General features: G+C 69.7%; 16 protein-coding genes. 11 read left to right on the plus strand and 5 right to left on the minus strand.

Annotated features, from left to right (window positions below; genetic code table 11):
- Window positions 1-2 precede the first annotated feature (2 nt).
- Entirely contained in the window at window positions 3-665 is a 663-nt protein-coding gene (locus ACFPUZ_RS12300) for an SOS response-associated peptidase (protein ID WP_377002191.1), read from the plus strand.
- On the opposite strand, the gene ybaK is transcribed toward ACFPUZ_RS12300, so the two are convergent.
- Window positions 638-1,102, minus strand: coding sequence for a Cys-tRNA(Pro) deacylase (gene ybaK / locus ACFPUZ_RS12305; RefSeq protein WP_377002192.1), 465 nt, complete (start codon window positions 1,100-1,102; stop codon window positions 638-640). The two genes, ACFPUZ_RS12300 and ybaK, sit on opposite strands and share 28 nt — an antisense overlap.
- 46 nt (window positions 1,103-1,148) lie before the next feature.
- On the opposite strand from ybaK, the gene ACFPUZ_RS12310 reads away from it, so the two are divergent.
- Window positions 1,149-1,763: a sigma-70 family RNA polymerase sigma factor gene (locus tag ACFPUZ_RS12310; RefSeq protein WP_377002194.1), complete on the plus strand. Its 615-nt coding sequence runs from the start codon at window positions 1,149-1,151 to the stop codon at window positions 1,761-1,763.
- Window positions 1,764-2,027, plus strand: coding sequence for an anti-sigma factor (locus ACFPUZ_RS12315; protein WP_377002195.1), 264 nt, complete (start codon window positions 1,764-1,766; stop codon window positions 2,025-2,027).
- A gap of 64 nt (window positions 2,028-2,091) precedes the next feature.
- On the opposite strand, the gene ACFPUZ_RS12320 is transcribed toward ACFPUZ_RS12315, so the two are convergent.
- Complete coding sequence (locus tag ACFPUZ_RS12320) at window positions 2,092-2,166, minus strand: 50S ribosomal protein bL37 (RefSeq protein WP_377002275.1); 75 nt, start codon at window positions 2,164-2,166, stop codon at window positions 2,092-2,094.
- Between the two features lie 109 nt (window positions 2,167-2,275).
- Window positions 2,276-2,536 carry a WhiB family transcriptional regulator gene (locus ACFPUZ_RS12325; protein WP_303359228.1) on the minus strand — a complete coding sequence of 87 codons (261 nt, stop codon included), beginning with the start codon at window positions 2,534-2,536 and terminating at the stop codon, window positions 2,276-2,278.
- Between the two features lie 453 nt (window positions 2,537-2,989).
- Between ACFPUZ_RS12325 and ACFPUZ_RS12330 the strand changes: the two genes are divergently transcribed.
- Window positions 2,990-3,430 (plus strand): hypothetical protein, encoded by a 441-nt coding sequence (locus tag ACFPUZ_RS12330; RefSeq protein WP_377002196.1) that lies wholly within the window; start codon window positions 2,990-2,992, stop codon window positions 3,428-3,430.
- Here ACFPUZ_RS12330 and ACFPUZ_RS12335 read toward each other — a convergent pair.
- Window positions 3,427-4,623, minus strand: coding sequence for an Rv3212 family protein (locus ACFPUZ_RS12335; RefSeq protein WP_377002197.1), 1,197 nt, complete (start codon window positions 4,621-4,623; stop codon window positions 3,427-3,429). The genes ACFPUZ_RS12330 and ACFPUZ_RS12335 overlap by 4 nt on opposite strands.
- Window positions 4,620-5,948 (minus strand): DEAD/DEAH box helicase, encoded by a 1,329-nt coding sequence (locus ACFPUZ_RS12340; protein ID WP_377002198.1) that lies wholly within the window; start codon window positions 5,946-5,948, stop codon window positions 4,620-4,622. The genes ACFPUZ_RS12335 and ACFPUZ_RS12340 overlap by 4 nt, the downstream gene beginning before the upstream one ends.
- Before the next feature lie 38 nt (window positions 5,949-5,986).
- On the opposite strand from ACFPUZ_RS12340, the gene ACFPUZ_RS12345 reads away from it, so the two are divergent.
- From ACFPUZ_RS12345 to ACFPUZ_RS12375, 7 genes are read left to right on the plus strand one after another with little or no spacing between them, the layout of a single operon-like run.
- The gene (locus ACFPUZ_RS12345; protein ID WP_377002199.1) at window positions 5,987-6,214 is read left to right on the plus strand and encodes a DUF3107 domain-containing protein; all 228 of its coding nucleotides are present in this window, start codon (window positions 5,987-5,989) and stop codon (window positions 6,212-6,214) included.
- 18 nt (window positions 6,215-6,232) lie between these two features.
- Window positions 6,233-7,135 carry a DUF3152 domain-containing protein gene (locus ACFPUZ_RS12350; RefSeq protein WP_377002200.1) on the plus strand — a complete coding sequence of 301 codons (903 nt, stop codon included), beginning with the start codon at window positions 6,233-6,235 and terminating at the stop codon, window positions 7,133-7,135.
- Between the two features lie 3 nt (window positions 7,136-7,138).
- The gene (locus ACFPUZ_RS12355; protein ID WP_417291729.1) at window positions 7,139-7,906 is read left to right on the plus strand and encodes a TIGR02569 family protein; all 768 of its coding nucleotides are present in this window, start codon (window positions 7,139-7,141) and stop codon (window positions 7,904-7,906) included.
- Between the two features lie 3 nt (window positions 7,907-7,909).
- Window positions 7,910-10,948 carry a PD-(D/E)XK nuclease family protein gene (locus ACFPUZ_RS12360; protein WP_377002202.1) on the plus strand — a complete coding sequence of 1,013 codons (3,039 nt, stop codon included), beginning with the start codon at window positions 7,910-7,912 and terminating at the stop codon, window positions 10,946-10,948.
- A complete protein-coding gene (locus ACFPUZ_RS12365; RefSeq protein ID WP_377002203.1) occupies window positions 10,941-14,213 on the plus strand; it encodes an ATP-dependent helicase in 3,273 nt (1,090 codons plus the stop codon). The genes ACFPUZ_RS12360 and ACFPUZ_RS12365 overlap by 8 nt, the downstream gene beginning before the upstream one ends.
- Window positions 14,214-14,244: 31 nt before the next feature.
- Complete coding sequence (locus ACFPUZ_RS12370) at window positions 14,245-15,342, plus strand: potassium channel family protein (RefSeq protein WP_377002204.1); 1,098 nt, start codon at window positions 14,245-14,247, stop codon at window positions 15,340-15,342.
- Window positions 15,314-16,054 carry an NAD(+) diphosphatase gene (locus ACFPUZ_RS12375; protein ID WP_377002205.1) on the plus strand — a complete coding sequence of 247 codons (741 nt, stop codon included), beginning with the start codon at window positions 15,314-15,316 and terminating at the stop codon, window positions 16,052-16,054. The genes ACFPUZ_RS12370 and ACFPUZ_RS12375 overlap by 29 nt, the downstream gene beginning before the upstream one ends.
- Window positions 16,055-16,060: the final 6 nt, after the last annotated feature.

A 16,060-nucleotide genomic window follows, 5' to 3' on the forward strand; every position in this document is an offset into this window, starting at 1 on the left:
CTATGTGCGGTCGTTTCGTCTTGTTCACCACCGACGAGTCGCTTCTGGCGGCTGTCGGTACCCTGCCGGGGGTCACCGAGGTCCATGCGCCGGAGGGCACCCCCGGCCCCCGCTACAACCTGGCGCCCACCCAGACGGTGCCGGTGGTGCGGCTCGATCTGCCGACGGCGCAGGTGGACCCGGCCCGCTGGGGCCTGCTGCCGCACTGGAAGAAGGATGATTCCGGCCCGCCGCTGTTCAACGCGCGCGGGGAGACGGTGGCCACCAAGCCGAGTTTCCGGGACGCGTTCAAGAAGCAGCGCGGCCTCATCCCCATGGACGGCTACTACGAGTGGCACGACGACGGCAGCGGGAAGCGCCCCTACTTCGTCTCGTTGGGGGAGGTCATGTGGGTAGCGGCGCTGTGGGCGACGGGGCTGGACCGCCTCTCCGCCACGATGGTCACCACCGATTCCCACGGCCCGCTGGAGTGGCTGCACAACCGTCTGCCCCGCCTGCTGCGCACCGACGAGGTCGAGCAGTGGGTCACCGGCACGCCCGCGCAGGCCGCGGAGCTGCTGCATCCCACCCCGGTGGACTACCTCGAGCGCCTCACGGTGCGGCCGGTGGACAAGGCCGTGGGCAGTGTCCGCAACGACTACGCGGAGCTGATCGCCGAGAACTGAGCGCCCGTCAGGCGGGCGAGGTCCGCCGGGGCGAGGGCGATGTCGAGCCCGCGGCGCCCGCCGGAGACGTAGATGGTCGGCTGCTTCTCGACGCTCGCGTCCACCACCGTCGGCAGCGCCTGTTTCTGGCCGAGGGGGGAGATGCCGCCGGGGACGTAGCCGGTGGAGCGCTGGGCCTTCCGCGGGTCCGCCAGGGTCACGGCCTTGCACCCCAGGGCGGCGGCCGCCTTCTTGAGGGAGAGCCGGCGGTTGACTGGGACACAGCACACCGCCAGGCCGCGGCCGGTGTCGACGATGAGCGTCTTGAGGATCAGCCCCGGGTCCACGTCGAGCGCGGCGGCCGCGTGCTCCCCGAAATGCGAGGTGCCGGCCTCGAAGGTGTGGAGGTGATGGGGGACGGCGGCGTCGATAAGCACGTGAACAGCGGGAGTGGGCACTCCACTATGATGGAACAGACCCGTCCTGCTGACAAGAAAGGCGCCGATGTCGGAGACTGCAGGCACTGATCTCGCCACCCGCTTCGAGGAGGAGGCCCTGCCCCTGCTCGATCAGCTCTACGGCGGCGCCCTGCGCATGACCCGCAACCCGGCGGATGCGGAGGATCTGGTGCAGGAGACGTACCTCAAGGCGTTCAAGGCCTTCGACTCCTTCAAGGAGGGCACCAACCTCAAGGCCTGGCTCTACCGGATCATGACGAACACGTACATCAACGTCTACCGGAAGAAGCAGCGCCAGCCCGCGCAGACACCCACCGAGGAGATCAGCGACTGGCAGCTCTACACCACCAGTTCCCACGATTCGACGGGGCTGGAGTCCGCCGAGGTGGAGGCGCTGAAGAACATTCCCGACGGGGCCATCGCGGACGCCATGAACCAGCTCTCGGAGGACTACCGCATGGTGGTCTACTACGCCGACATCGAGGGCCTGGCGTACAAGGAGATCGCCGAGATCATGGACACTCCCATCGGCACCGTCATGTCGCGGCTGCACCGGGGAAGAAAACAACTCCGGAAGCTGTTGAAGGAAGTGGCACATGACCAGGGGATCGGCCTCGGCCATCCCGACATGGACATCACGACCCCGGAAGCGAGCGAGTAAATGACAGACCCCTGTATCGGCCGTTGCGAGGAGATCCAGGCCCAGCTGTGCGCGCTCTTCGACCCGTCGACCACCAGTGAGCAGAAGCGCGAGATCCTCCAGGGGATCGCGGAGTGTCCGGACTGTCGCGGGCGTCTGGAATCCGAGCAGGAGATCCGTTCCCTGCTGCGCAAGTGCTGCACTGCGGAGGCCTCCGCCCCGGCCACGCTGCGCCAGCGCATCACCATGGAGATCCGCCAGGTGCGGATCACGCGCTTCCGGTAGGCAACAAGAAACCGCCCGCTGAGCTGGTGCTCAGCGGGCGGTTTCGCCGCGTCAACGTCCTGGATCAGGAGTTAGGGCGCTTGCCGTGGTTGGCGCCCTTCTTGCGACGGGCACGACGCTTGCTACCACGCTTGCTCATGTGATTCTCCTTGGGTGAGATGGTTGTCAACTGGGGACAACTCTAGCGTTCGGGCCCGGTCGCAGACAATTAAGGTCCGGGTTGCCTGGTTCGCTCAGGCGGGGTGCGGTTAAGCGGCGACGCGGGTGCGGCGGCCGCGGGAGTTGCGACGCTTCAGTGCGCGACGCTCGTCCTCGGACATGCCGCCCCACACGCCGGCATCCTGGCCGCTCTCCAGGGCCCACTTGAGGCACTGGGAGGTGACGGGGCAGCGGTTGCAGACGATCTTGGCCTTGGCGATCTGGGTCAGAGCCGGGCCGGAGTTACCGACCGGGAAGAACAGCTCCGGATCCTCGTCGCGGCAGACGGCCTCATGGCGCCAATCAGACATGGGTTATTCTCCTTACACAGTTGGTGGAACGCGGGCGTAGATGTGCACACCAAGGACAGGTCACGAGTGTGACCAGGGAAAGAACTGCATCCCCCACGGTGTCGGGTCTGAGCCGGGGCTCTACCTCGGTTCACGTGACGTTAACTCTGTGGTGTGTCAGAGTTAAGGGCCGGTTAACTACCCGGCCGTTTTTGCTACCCGAGAATAATGACACGTGAACACAAAGTGCGCTAGGGGTAAACGCTCAAAAGTGAGGGAACTCACATGAATATATGGCCTGTGAAGGTTGTGAAGTGGCCTGTGTCACTGTTTGGGTTCGTGTAGACAACTTGCGTGACCTGCGGAAACAGTGTTCGTCCGGGAAGCATGTTCTTCCGCAAAACGTCAAATCTCCCTGCCCCTGAGCGGCCCCCGGGGTCCCTCCCGGTGGTCACGGCTATAGAATCAGTACCCGTGACTGACGTGAACTCCCGCTTCCAGCGCCCCCGCCCGCCCGCGCAGATCCGCTGGGCCGGGATCATCGCCATCATCCAGTCGGTGATCATCCTCGCCCTCGCCTCGCTCCTCGTCTACCGCGACGCCACCGGGCACGTCGAGGAGGACCTCATCTCCGACAGCGCGAACATCAACTGGGTGGGCACCGGCACCGCCCTGTTCCTGTGGATCATCTTCGGAGCGGCGATCTTCGCCGCCGTCTGGATGATGCGCGGCCACCAGTGGGGCCGCGGGCTCATCGTCTTCCTGGAGATCATCACCCTGGGCCTGTCCTGGTTCATGTTCTCCGCCGGCGTGTGGTGGGCGGGCCTCATCACCGCCGCCTCCGCGCTCGCCGCGCTGGTCTTCCTCTTCCACCGCAACTCCCTGGAGTGGGCCGAGGCCACGCACGGCTTCTAACGCAGGGCGTGGAGGGTGTTGCCCCGCTTCTCGACGACCGTCTCACCCGCCACGCCGAGCGTCACCGTCCCCCGGTACTCCCCGCGGTCGACGGGGATGGTGTGCAGTGTCTCGCCGTTCTCCCAGTCGATGACCGCGATCCCGCCCTCCACGGGCAGCAGCAGCCGCCCGCCGACCGCGACCCCGGTGCCCAGGGCCTGCTCGAAGACGTGCCGGACCTCGAGCTCGGCGGGGGAGAAGAGCACGAGCCGTTCGCCGTCGAACCAGCTCATGTGGTGCGGCAGGTCGGCAGTCACCGGGGAGAACAGGCCCTCCTCGGCGGCAGTCGTCCCCGCCTCCCGTCGGTGGAGCTCCACTCCTTCGTCGGAGTAGGAGATGAGCGCGGGGCCGTCGGCTACCGCAGCGGCGGAACCGCCGAGCGCGACCAGGCGGGCCGTGGGGGAGTCCAGCTGCACCGAGGAACGGATCTCCGGTTCGCGGGACTGCTCGGGGCTGGCCTCCTGCAGGCGCAGCCACGTGCCGTCCTCGCAGTTCTCGGTGACGGCCAGCAGGTCGGAGCGCGTGAGTGCGCTGGTGAGGCGGCACCCGGGGTGGGGCTGGAGGTCGGGCTCCTGGATGCCCTCCACCTCGCCGTACTCCACGGTGCGCACGAGGTCCGAGCGCCACAGCTCGAGGCGTTCCGCCCCGATGGTGCCCACCCGGTCGTTGGAGGTCACCGCGGCGACCTCGCCGGGGGATATCGCGCTGCGGGTGCGGTGGTAGCGGCCGGTCTCGGCGTCGATGCTCACCACATCACCGCAGCCGTTGCCGGCCCGCCACGTGGTGACCACCCGGCCCCAGGCCCCGCCGAGGGAACACAGCTCGAGGTCGCGGGTGTAGGACCACACGGTCTCCCCGGTGGTCGGATCAACGCCGCGGACCGCCTGCTCTTCCGGCACCGCGACCAGCCCGTCGACGATGACGGGACGGTGCACCCCGGGCAGGTCGAGAGTGGGCGCGGACCACGCCTCCGTCAGGGTCTGCGGGACCGTGTCCAGGGGGGCCGGGGAGGTGAACTCGGACTCCGCGGGAATGAGTTCGGAGGAACGGATCGGGGCGCTCGCCCACACTCCCGCCACCGCCAGCAGGGACACCCCCGTGATGGCGGCGGAGGCGATGAGATCCCCGCGCGTCCGACGCAGCGGCCCGCTCATCGACGACGGTCCCGCGGCGCACGGCCCCGCGGGGAGCGGGCGCGGACGGCGGCCGCCGCGCCCCCGAAGACGCGGCGCGGCTTGCCGACCGATTCCTGGGCGCCCTCGGGGATCGAGAGGGCGTCGAAAAGCTCGGGCGACGTGGAGAACCACTGCGGGGGCTCGGGCATGTCCAGGCCGAGTTCCTCATTGATGGCCTGCCATTTGGGCAGCTCATCGTAGCCGACGAGGGTGACGGCGGTGCCGGAGTGGCCGGCGCGCCCGGTGCGGCCGATGCGGTGGACATAGGTCATCGGATCGTCCGGGGTCTGGTAGTTGAGGACGTGCGTGACGTCGTCGATGTCGATGCCGCGGGCGGCGACATCCGTGGCGACGAGGATCTCGATGGTGCCCTCCCGGAAGGCGTTGAGCGACTTCTCGCGGGCCGGCTGGCCCATGTCGCCGTGCACCGCCCCGACGGCGAAACCGCGGCCGGCCAGTTCCTCGGCCACCTCGGCCGCGGTGCGCTTGGTGCGGGCGAAGATGATGGTGCGCCCGCGCCCCTGGGCCTGCAGGATGCGCGCGGTGACGGCGGCCTTGTCCATCCGGTGCGCCATGAACACCACCTGCTCCGTCGTGGAGTGGGTCTGCGCGGCCCCGGCGTCCTCGGCGCGGATGTGCACCGGCTGCGTGAGAAAACTGCGGGCCAGGGTGATGATCGGCCCCGGCATCGTCGCCGAAAAGAGCATCGTCTGGTGCGGATGGGTGAGGGCCGTGAGGATCTTCTCGATGTCCGGGAGGAAACCCAGATCAAGCATCTCGTCCGCCTCGTCGAGCACGAGGATGGCCACCTTGTCCAGCTGCAGATCACCGCGCTGGTAGAGGTCGATGAGGCGCCCCGGGGTGCCCACCACCACGTCGACGCCCTTCTCCAGGGCCTCGATCTGCTCCTCATAGGGACGACCGCCATAGATGGTGGTCAGGCGCACCGGGAGCTGCGTCGCCGCCCGGGCCAGATCCTCCCCGACCTGGACCGCCAGCTCGCGGGTGGGCACCACGACGAGCGCGCGCGGGGTGCCGTCGAGCTCGTCCACATCCGCGGAGTCGAAGACCCGGTCGAGCAGCGGGACGCCGAAACCGAGGGTCTTGCCCATACCGGTGCGCGCCTGCCCGATGAGATCCGTGCCGTCGAGGGCCAGTGGGAGCGTGAGCTCCTGGATGGCGAAGGTGCGGGTGATGCCCTGCGCGGCCAGGGCCTCGACGATCTCCACCGCCACGCCCAGTTCAGCGAAAGTCGGGGGCTGAGGAGTTGCCGGGGACGAAGAAGACGAGGTAGATGCGGACACAACCTAGATACTATCGCCCTCGGTCTATGATGGGCCCCATGGATATCAAGATCGGTTTTGCAGATTCGCCCCGTGAACTCGTCATCACCACGGAAGAGAGCCAGGACGACGTGGCCCAGCGGGTCGCCGAGGCCCTGGATAACGACCACGCGACGCTGCAGCTCACCGACGCCAAGGGCGTGCGCTACATCGTCCGCGCCCGTCAGATCGCCTACGTCGAGCTGGGCACCACCACGCAGCGCTTCGTCGGTTTCGCGGGCGCCTAGGTCCCCGTCACGTCCCTCATGACCTTCCGTTCCGCCCCCTCGCCGCTCGCGCGCTACGCCCGTGAACTGGGCTGGCGCGCCTACGCCATCCCGATTCTCCTCGTCATCACCATCTGGGTGCTGGTCGACGTCTTCACCTCGCCCGGCGGTTCCCGGGAGGCGGCGGAAACGTCCGTGTCGGCGACGTCGGAGACCCGGGACGGCGCGGGGACGGAGGGGCGCCCGGGCCCGGATCCCGCGGACGACCCCGAGCAGAAACTGGCCGTCAACCAGCTGCCCCCCGGCGGCCCCTACGCCGAACGCGGGGAGGGCACCTACCGCACGGTGGGCACCCCCGGCATGACCGCCGGTGAGGGAGCAGAGACGGTGGTCCGCTTCGTCGTCGAGGTGGAGAACGGCGTCGACACCGCCGGAGTCGGCGGCGACGACGCCCTGTCCGCCATGGTCGACGCGACCCTGTCCAACCCCAAGGGCTGGACCAACGACAAGGCCTACCGCTTCGAGCACGTCGGGCCCGAGGACAACCCCGACATGCGCATCCGCCTCACCAGCGTGGGCACCACCCGTGACATCTGCGGCGGCGAGGAACTGGAGCTGGAGACCAGCTGCCACATCCGCCTCGACGACGTCAGCCACGTCATCCTCAACGAATCCCGCTGGGTCCGCGGTGCCGCCCCCTTCAACGGCGACCTGGGCTCCTACCGCCAGTACCTGGTCAACCACGAGGTCGGCCACGGGCTGGGGTACGCGGCCCACGAGGCCTGCGGCGCCGACGGCGCCCTCGCCCCGGTGATGATGCAGCAGACGCTCTCTCTCACCAACGCCGAGCTGCACTCGCTCAACTCCGACGAGGTCTACCCGGATGAGCCGGTGACCTGCGTGTACAACCCGTGGCCCTACCCGCGGCCGGCGGTGCTCTAGGAGATGGCCGTGTACCAGGAGACCGTTCCCGCGCACGTGGTCGACGCCTTCCAGGGTGCGCCCGGACTGCCCGAACCCGCAGGCCACGGTTGGGACCACGGCTGGCGGATCGGCCCCTACGTCTACTCCCGGGCCTCCGGGGTGGCGGTCGGCTGGTCGGCGAAGCTACGCGGCACCCTCCAGGTGGAGGGCGTCCGCCTGGCCCGCCCCGTGCGTTCCACCGACGGCCGCTTCGTGGTCGCCGGATGGAAGGCCTCCACGTGGATCGACGGCAGCCTGGCGCGCCGGGTCGACGAGACCGTACTCGTGGCCCAGCGACTGGCCACGGCGCTGGCCCCGCTGCCGGCGCCTCCGGAACCCGAGCGGGCCGACCCCTTCGTCCTGGCCGACCAGCGGGCCTGGGAGGAGGACGCCCCGGAGTACCGCCCCCTCACCGGGCCCCTCCAGGTCGGGCATGCCGACCTCCTGGCCACCACGCTCTACCACGGGACCCAGGCGCCGGTGATCACGGATCTGGTGCCCTTCCCGGTGCCGCGCCCGGCCGGCTACACGGCGGCGCTGGTCATCGTCGACGGGCTCATCGCGGGCGCGGTGGATGACGGCATCATCGATCGCTTCCGCCACCTGCCGGACATGGATCAGCTGCTCCTGCGGGCCGTGAGCTACCGCCGCCACGTCAACGACCTGCACCCGGACTCGAACTCGAACGCACGCGCGCACATCCGGCGGGTCGAGGATCTCCTCATGTCGGGGGTACCTGATACAAACTAGGGCATGACGTCACCTGCCCCGACCCCCGTCGTCCGCCTGGTCCCCCGGGCGCGGAGCCTGCCCGCACGCACGTGGCCCGTCGAGTTGCCGACAGCGGGGCTGTGGCGCGTGACCGGCCCGGCCGGCTCCGGGGTGTCCAGCCTGCTCGTCGACACGGTCCTCGCGCGTATCGACGCCGGGGTCGACCCCACCGGCATCCTCGTCGTCGCCTCCTCCAAGGAGAGCGGCGCGCTCCTGCGCCGGGAGCTCACCGACCGCTTGGCGGGCACCACCTTCGCCTCCCAGGCCCCGCTGGTGCGTTCCGTCCACTCCCTCGCCTTCGCCCTGCTGCGCGCGAACTCCGCCGACCCCGTCCGCCTCATCACCGGCGCCGAGCAGGACGCCGTCATCCGGGAGCTTCTCGCCGGGCACGCCGAGGAGGGCCGAGGGCTATGGCCGACGGAGCACCGCCCGGCGCTCACCTTCGTCGGATTCGCCCGCCAGCTGCGTGACTTCCTTCTGCGCGCCGCCGAGCGCGGCCTGTCCCCGGAGGACCTGGAGCGGCTCGGGCAGCGCCACGGGCTGCCGATCTGGAGCGCGGCCGGTGATTTCCTCCGCGAGTACGAGCAGACGATGGCCCTGTCCGCGGCGTCCAGCTACACCAGCTACTCCGCATCGGAGCTGGTCAGCGCGGTGCTGGAGAAGCCCGTGGAGTCGATCTGGCACACCCTGGTCGTCGATGACGCCCAGCACCTCGACCCCACCTCCGCCGAACTCATCCGCCGTCTCATCCCGGGCACCGGGCTCGTCGTGGTGGGAGGTGACCCGGAGCAGTCCATCTTCCGCTTCCGCGGCGCCAGCCCCGAGTTCCTCACCACCCTGCCCGTCGACGGGGAGATCCGCCTGCCCGCCACCCGTCGCCGCCCCGCCCGGGAGGTGATCATCGTCGATTCCCCCTCCGTGCAGCACGCGCTCATCGCGGATCACCTCCGCCGCGCGCACCTGCTCGACGACGTCGCCTACTCGGACATGGCCGTCATCGTCCGCTCCACCGGCCAGCTGGCCCCCGTGCGGCGCGCCCTGCTGGCCGCCGGGGTGCCCGTGCACCTCAACCCGACGGACGTGGTGCTCTCGGAGCAGCGCATCGTGGCCAACCTGTTGCTCGGCATCCGTGCCTTGAACGAGGAACTCGGCCCCGCCGACCTGGAGGAGCTACTGCTCGGCCCCGTCGGCGGCGCCGATCCGGTGACCTTGCGTCGCCTCATCCGCGGCCTGCGCCGCTTCGATCCGGCGACCCGGGGCATGGACACCCTGCGCTCCCTGCTGCGTCCCGACGCGCCCCTGCCCGACTTCGGCACCCTGCTCACCGACCGGGAGCAGGCCATCCTCGGCCGCATCCGGGGGGTGCTCGACGCCGGGCGGCAGGCGCTCGGCGGGGGAGTGGAGGAAGTCCTGTGGGCCGTGTGGTCGGCGACGGGCCTGTCCGACCACCTCCTGGCAGCTTCCCTGCGCGGCGGGGCCACCGGCTCCCAGGCCGACCGGGACCTCGACGCCCTCATGTCGCTTTTCGACGCCGCCGGCGACTACGCCGAGCGCCGCCCCACCGGCTCCCTGCGTGGCTTCCTCACCCACATCGCGGAGCAGGAACTGCCCACCGGCGTCCGCGACCGCCGCGCCGCCACCCCGGAAGCCGTGACACTGCTCACCGCCCACGGCACCGTCGGCGCCCAGTGGAGCCACGTCGTCGTGGCCGGGGCGCAGGAGGGGGCGTGGCCCTCCCTGGGGTCCACCGGCTCCCTCTTCCGGCAGGAGGAGCTCGTCGAGCTGCTCGACTCCGGCATCGACCCCGACCTGCCCGTCTCCCACACCGCCGACCGGCTCCGCGAGGAACGCCGTCTCTTCCACGTGGCCACCTCCCGTGCGACGGAATCACTGCTCATCACCGCGGTGCACGCGCCCGCCGCCGACGAACCCACCGAACCCTCCCGCTTCATCGAGGAGTTCTGCACGGCGCATGACATCACGGCGCAGCGTTACGCTGCGGACCCGGCCGATGAGAAGGCCGAGTACCAGCCGCTCCACGTGCGCCTGCTGTCCGTGCCGGGCCTGCTCGCCGAACTGCGCCGCGTCGTCTGCGATGTGTCCGCCCGGGCCGATGAGCGGGGGCAGGCCGCCCGCCAGCTGGCACGCCTCGCGGAGGCCGGGGTTCCGGGCGCGGATCCGGAGGAATGGTGGACCACGACGACCCCCTCCACCTCCGCGCCCCTGGCCGCGGTGACCTCGCTGTCGCCCTCGCGCATCGAGGGGCTGCTCACCTGCCCGCTGCGGGAGGTGGTGGGCAAGCTCTACGACGAAGAAGACTCACCCGTCGCGCTCACCCGCGGCAACCTGGCCCACTATTTCCTCGAGGCCCTCGGACGGGGAGTCGACCCCGTCCTGGCGGCCCAGCTGACGGAGGAGGCATTCGCGGAGATCCAGGACGATCCCGTCTGGAGGGAGGGAGCCGCGCAGGAGGACTTCGCGCGCCTGCTGGCGCGTACCCGGACGTGGTACGAGAACTCCCAGGTCAACCACACCCTCGTCGGGGTGGAGATCCCTCTCGACGTGGCCGTCGCGCCGGGAGTGCGTATTGCAGGCCGCATGGACCTGCTCAACGTCGATGAGGCCGGGCGTCACACCATCGTCGACCTCAAGACCGGCCGCACCGCCCCCTCGGGGAAGCAGGTCGCCGACCACGCGCAGCTCAAGGCCTACCAGCTGGCGCTCAACCGCGGGGCACTGGTCGATGGAGCCGTCGTTGATCCGCCTCCGGGCCACCCCACCCTGGACGTCGCCGAGGGCGTGCTCGTCTTTCCGGGCACCGACTCCTCCGGCATCACCACCCGTCAACAGGCGGCGGCGAGCGCCGAGGAGCTTGCAGACTTCGCCGCGCTGTTGCCTCCGCTCCTGGCGGAACTCACCGGCCCCGAACTCACCGCCCGTGCAAATGACACGTGCGACCGTTGCCCCGTCCGCGCCATCTGCCCCATCCAGACCGAAGGAAAGCTGAGCATCGATGCCTGAGATCCCCGCCCCGAAGGTGTCCCCGGAGCTGCTCTCCGCCTGGCTCGGCCAGGAGCACCGGCCCACCCCGCAGCAGTCCGAGATCATCGGAGCCCCACCCGGGCCTCTCCTCGTCGTCGCCGGCGCAGGCGCCGGCAAGACCGAGACGATGGCGGCCCGGGTCGTGTGGCTGGTGGCCAACGGCTACGTCACGCCCGAGCAGATCCTCGGCCTCACCTTCACCCGGAAGGCAGCCCAGGAACTCGGTGCCCGAATCCGACGTCGCCTGGAGGTGCTCGCCGGCATCCCGAAGATCCGGGAGCTTGACCCCACCGGCCAGCTCGCCGACGACCTGCTCAATCTGGCCCCCACCGTATCCACCTACGACGCTTACGCGGCCCAGTTGGTCCGGGAGTACGGGCTGCTCGTCCCCGTCGAACCCGCTGGACGGATGATCACCGCCGCCGAACTCCACGGCATCGCCCACCGGGTGGTCACCGACTATCGCGGGCGGCACTCGGCGACGGGCCGGGTGGACACGGTTACCGAGCGCATCCTCGGACTCATCACCGAAATGGGCAATGCTGTCGCCCGGGAAGAGGACGTCGTCGAGGAGACCCTCGCCTTCATCCGGGAGCTGGAATCCCTGCCCCCCTACGGCAAGAAGGCCCCCGACTACTTCACCGTCGAGCAGAAGAAGTGGCTCAAGGCCCAACGGGAGAGGCTCGACCACTTCCCCCTCATCCGGGAGCTCCGCGCGGAGCTCGCCTCCCTCGGGGTGACCACCTTCAACGAGCAGATGTCCGTTGCCGCGCGCCTGGCGGCGACGAACCCCATGGTGGGGGAGTCCCAGCGACGCCGCTACCGGGTGGTCATGCTCGACGAGTATCAGGACACCTCCCATTCGCAGCGCGTCCTTCTCTCCAGTCTCTTCGGCGGTCAGGACGGAGAGGATGCCGGGCTCACCGTCACCGCGGTGGGCGACCCCATGCAGGCGATCTACGGGTGGCGCGGGGCCACCGCGGAGAACCTGCGCGAGTTCGTCAATGATTTTCCGGTCGGCGGCTCCCCAGCCCCGAAGAAGCAGCTGACCACCTCGTGGCGTAACCCGCCGGAGATCCTCGATCTGGCCAACGCCGTCTCCGCTGAGCTGCTGGGCACCGGACGGGACCGCGCCGTCGAGGCCCTGGAACCGCGCCCCGGAGCGCCCGCGGGAGAGGTGGCCCTCGGCTACTTCGCCACCGCCGCGGAGGAGATCACCTTCGTCGCTGATCGATTGGCGGCGGAGTTCCGGGAGAAGCAGCAGGCCAAGGCAGAGGCGCTGCAGCTGGGCGATGACGCGGAGCGCGCCCGCGCCCTACGGAAGGCCGCCTTCACCGGGGCGGTCCTGGTGCGCAAGAACAAGCACACCGCCGACATCGCCCACGCGCTCGACGTCCGCGGCATCCCCTATGAGATTTTCGGCCTCGGCGGCCTGCTCTCCCTCCCGGAGATCGCGGACATCGTCGCGGTGGCGACCATGCTCATCCGCCCCCAGGACTCCACGGCTGCTCTGCGTCTACTCACCGGGCCCGCCGTGGGGCTCGGTCTGGCGGATCTGGTGGCTCTGCGTCAGCGGGCCCGCAATCTCAGCGCCAGCGGAGCATCGGCGGAGCGCCGGGACGTCGACCCGGGCCTCGCGCCCGAGGAGCGGCTGCGTGCCCAGCTGGAGAGTGTGGTCGCTGACCCGCCGGAGCAGGTGGCAGGTCTCACCGACGCAGTGGCCGACCTGGGCGAACTCTCCCGCTATTCGGAGGAGGGGGTCCGGCGTCTCCAGAGGTTCAGTTCCCTCCTGCGACATCTGCGCACCCACAGCCTGAGCAAGGCCCTGCCGGATCTCTTTGCCGACATCATCGACGTCTTCGGCGTGCGCACCGAGGTGCTCGCCCGGCCGGGCGTCGTCGGGGCGGTCAACCTCGATGCCTTCCTTGACATGGTCTCCTCCTATCCGGGCGACAGTCTTGGCGCCCTGCTCGACTACTTCGATCTGGCCCGCGAGCACGAGGACGGGTTGGCACCGGGTGACGCCACCGTCAAGGATGAGCGGGTCCAGATCATGACGGTCCACAAGGCCAAGGGGCTGGAGTGGGATGTCGTCAGCGTCCTCCATGCCGATAAGCAGACCTACATGGGGAAGACAGAGACTTTCCTCACCCAGTCGCCGCGCATTCCGGACGCCGAGGTGGACACCTCGGAGGCCGAGAACCGTTCGCAGTTCGCCAAGATCTACGAGGGCTACAAGAGCGAGAAGAAGGGCGACCTGGCTCAGGAGAACGCCCGCCTCTTCTACGTGGGTGTCACCCGCGCGGAGCGGGTGCTTACCGTGACGGCCTCCCCCTCGGGCAAGAGCCCGGGCCCCTATGAGCACCTCGAGGTCCTGCGCCGCTACGCGCCTCAAGCCGTAGTCGAGTGGGCGGTCACAGAAGCAGACACCGACATTCCGGCCCCCGAACCGGAGACCGGCACCTTCCCGCAGCTGCATCCGCAGCCGGCGGCTCTGGCCGGGGCGGAGCTGGTGCGCCAGGCCATGGCCGAGCTGCCGGCGCAGGCCGCGGGCGAGACCTTCGACTTCTGGGAGGCGGAGACCACGGCCCTCATCGAGGAACACCGGGCGGCGCAGGCCCCGGTCGTCGAGGTGGAGCTGCCGGGCGAGCTCACGGCCACGGACCTGGTCAACCTGCGGGCCGATGCGCTGCAGTTCGCGCGTCGCCAGCGCCGCCCCGTGCCCTTCAAGCCGAACCAGTACGCCAAGCGGGGCACCGCCTTCCACGAGTGGCTGGAGGAGCGTTTCGGGGCCAGCTCGCTGCTCGACGAGGATCAGCTGCCCGGCCTGGACGAGCCCCCGGTCGACGCCGATCAGCTCGCGCGCCTCAAGGAGTCTTTCCTGGCCAGCGAGTGGGCGGAGCGCACCCCGGAGCACGTGGAGGAACCCTTCGAGGTGACCATCGGGGAGTCGGTGGTGCGCGGCCGTATGGACGCCATCTTCCGCGATCCCCAGGACCCAACCGGGTGGCTCATCGTCGACTGGAAGACCGGTCGCCCGCCGAAGGGTGCGGACCGCCGGGCCGCCATCATCCAGCTGGCTGTGTACCGGGAGGCCTGGCGCCGGATTCTCGGCGACGACGCGGTGTCGGTGCGGGCCGCGTTCCACTACGTCGGCTGGGGGGAGACCCTCGAACCGCACGACCTGCCCGGGCGAGAGGAGCTGGAGGGACTGCTGGCGGACGCGGTCGTCGATAAGCAGTAAAGTCAGGTCCACGACAGGAAGGAGACCGGGCATGCGCAACCGCATCCGCGAGAGGTTCCGGGGTGACACGGAGCTGAGCAAGCTGCCGGATCACGCGCTGCTCGGGATCATCAACATCCCCGGCTCCGTGGAGGCGAGCCCGTGGGCGCTCATCGGGCGCCGCGTGCTCTACGCCTTCGCGCTGCTCTTCCTCGTGGCGTTCATCGTCTACCTGGACAAGGACGGGTACACGGAGGACCTGACGTTCATCGACGCGTTCTACTACTCGGCGGTGTCGTTGTCGACGACGGGCTACGGCGACATCACCCCGGTGACGCAGTCGGCGCGCCTGGTCAACATCGTGGTCATCACCCCGATCCGTATCGCCTTCGTTATTTTGCTCGTCGGCACGACTCTGTCGGTGCTCACCGAGAATTCCCGCAAGACCCTGCAGATCCAGCGTTGGAGGAAGTCCGTGCGCAATCACACCATCGTCATCGGTTACGGCACGAAGGGACGCTCGGCGGTCGCCGCGCTGCTCGCCGACGGTGCCGCCCCCAACCAGATCGTGGTCATCGACACGGACAAGCAGGCGCTGGCCCGCGCCGAGAATCAGGGGCTGGTCACCGTCTACGGCTCGGGTACGAAGGCGGATGTGCTCAAGATCGCCGGTGTCACCCGCGCCCGCGCCGTCGTGGTGGCCCCCAGTGTCGACGACACCGCCGTGCTGGTCACCCTGTCCGTCCGCGAGATCGCGCCCTCGGCGATGATCGTGGCCAGTGTCCGGGAATCCGAGAATCAGCACCTCCTGGAGCAGTCGGGGGCCGATTCGGTCGTCATCTCCTCGGAGACCGCCGGCCGCATGCTCGGCCTGGCCACCGTCACGCCCTCGGTCGTGGAGATGATGGAGGATCTCCTCAGCCCGGACGAGGGTTTCTCCGTCGCCGAACGCCCGATCGCCGAGGACGAGGTCGGGGCGAACCCGCGGCACCTGGCAGACATCGCGCTCGGCCTGGTCCGCTCCGGCGAGCTCTACCGCATCGATTCGCCCGAGGCGGAGACCGTTGAGCCGGGCGATCGACTGCTGTTCATCCGCCATGTCACCGGGGAGGACGGGAAGCATGTTCCTGCCGATCGGTCCCGCGGGTGAGCTGGCGGTAGACGCCCACGGCACCGTCCTCCGCTTAGCGACGCCCCCCGTCTCCTCCCTCATCATCCCCGTCACCGCCACCGAGTCGGCGGCGCGGGTGAGCCGCGAGGTCCTGGAGTCTGTGGTGCCCGCCGGGGGAGCGGTGGCGGACCCGCGCACCTTCGGCGGGGACCGGGTGATCTCCCGGGCGGTGGCCCTGCTGCGGCATCGGGAGAATTTGCTCTTTGACCCCGTCGACGGCACCCCGCTGAGTTTCGAGGCGGACGGCGTCGTGGCGGTCGGCGGGGAGGGCCGCCGCATCTTCCCGCGCGTTGACCCGGCCGTCATCGGCCTGGTGCAGCTGCGCGGCGAGGAGCGCATCCTGCTCGGCCGCAACGCCCGGCGCGGCAGCTACTACTCGCTCATCGCCGGGTACGTCGAGCACGGGGAGAGCCTGGAGGAGGCCTTCGGCCGGGAGGTCCGCGAGGAGACGGGGCGGCGGGTGAGCGACGTGCGCTACTGGGGTTCGCAGCCGTGGGGCGTGAGCGGCTCGCTCATGGTGGGCTTCACCTCCGAGACCGCCGATGAGCACCCCGTGGGGGAGACCGACGGTGAGCTGCTGGAGACCCGCTGGGTCTCGCGCCGCGAACTGCCGGACCTGCCCCTGCCCCGCCCCGGTTCCATCGCGCATGCGATGATCACCCAGTGGATGGCCGACAGGAGGAACGCATGAACCGCC

Source organism: Corynebacterium nasicanis (assembly GCF_042658165.1).
Taxonomy (GTDB): domain Bacteria; phylum Actinomycetota; class Actinomycetes; order Mycobacteriales; family Mycobacteriaceae; genus Corynebacterium; species Corynebacterium nasicanis.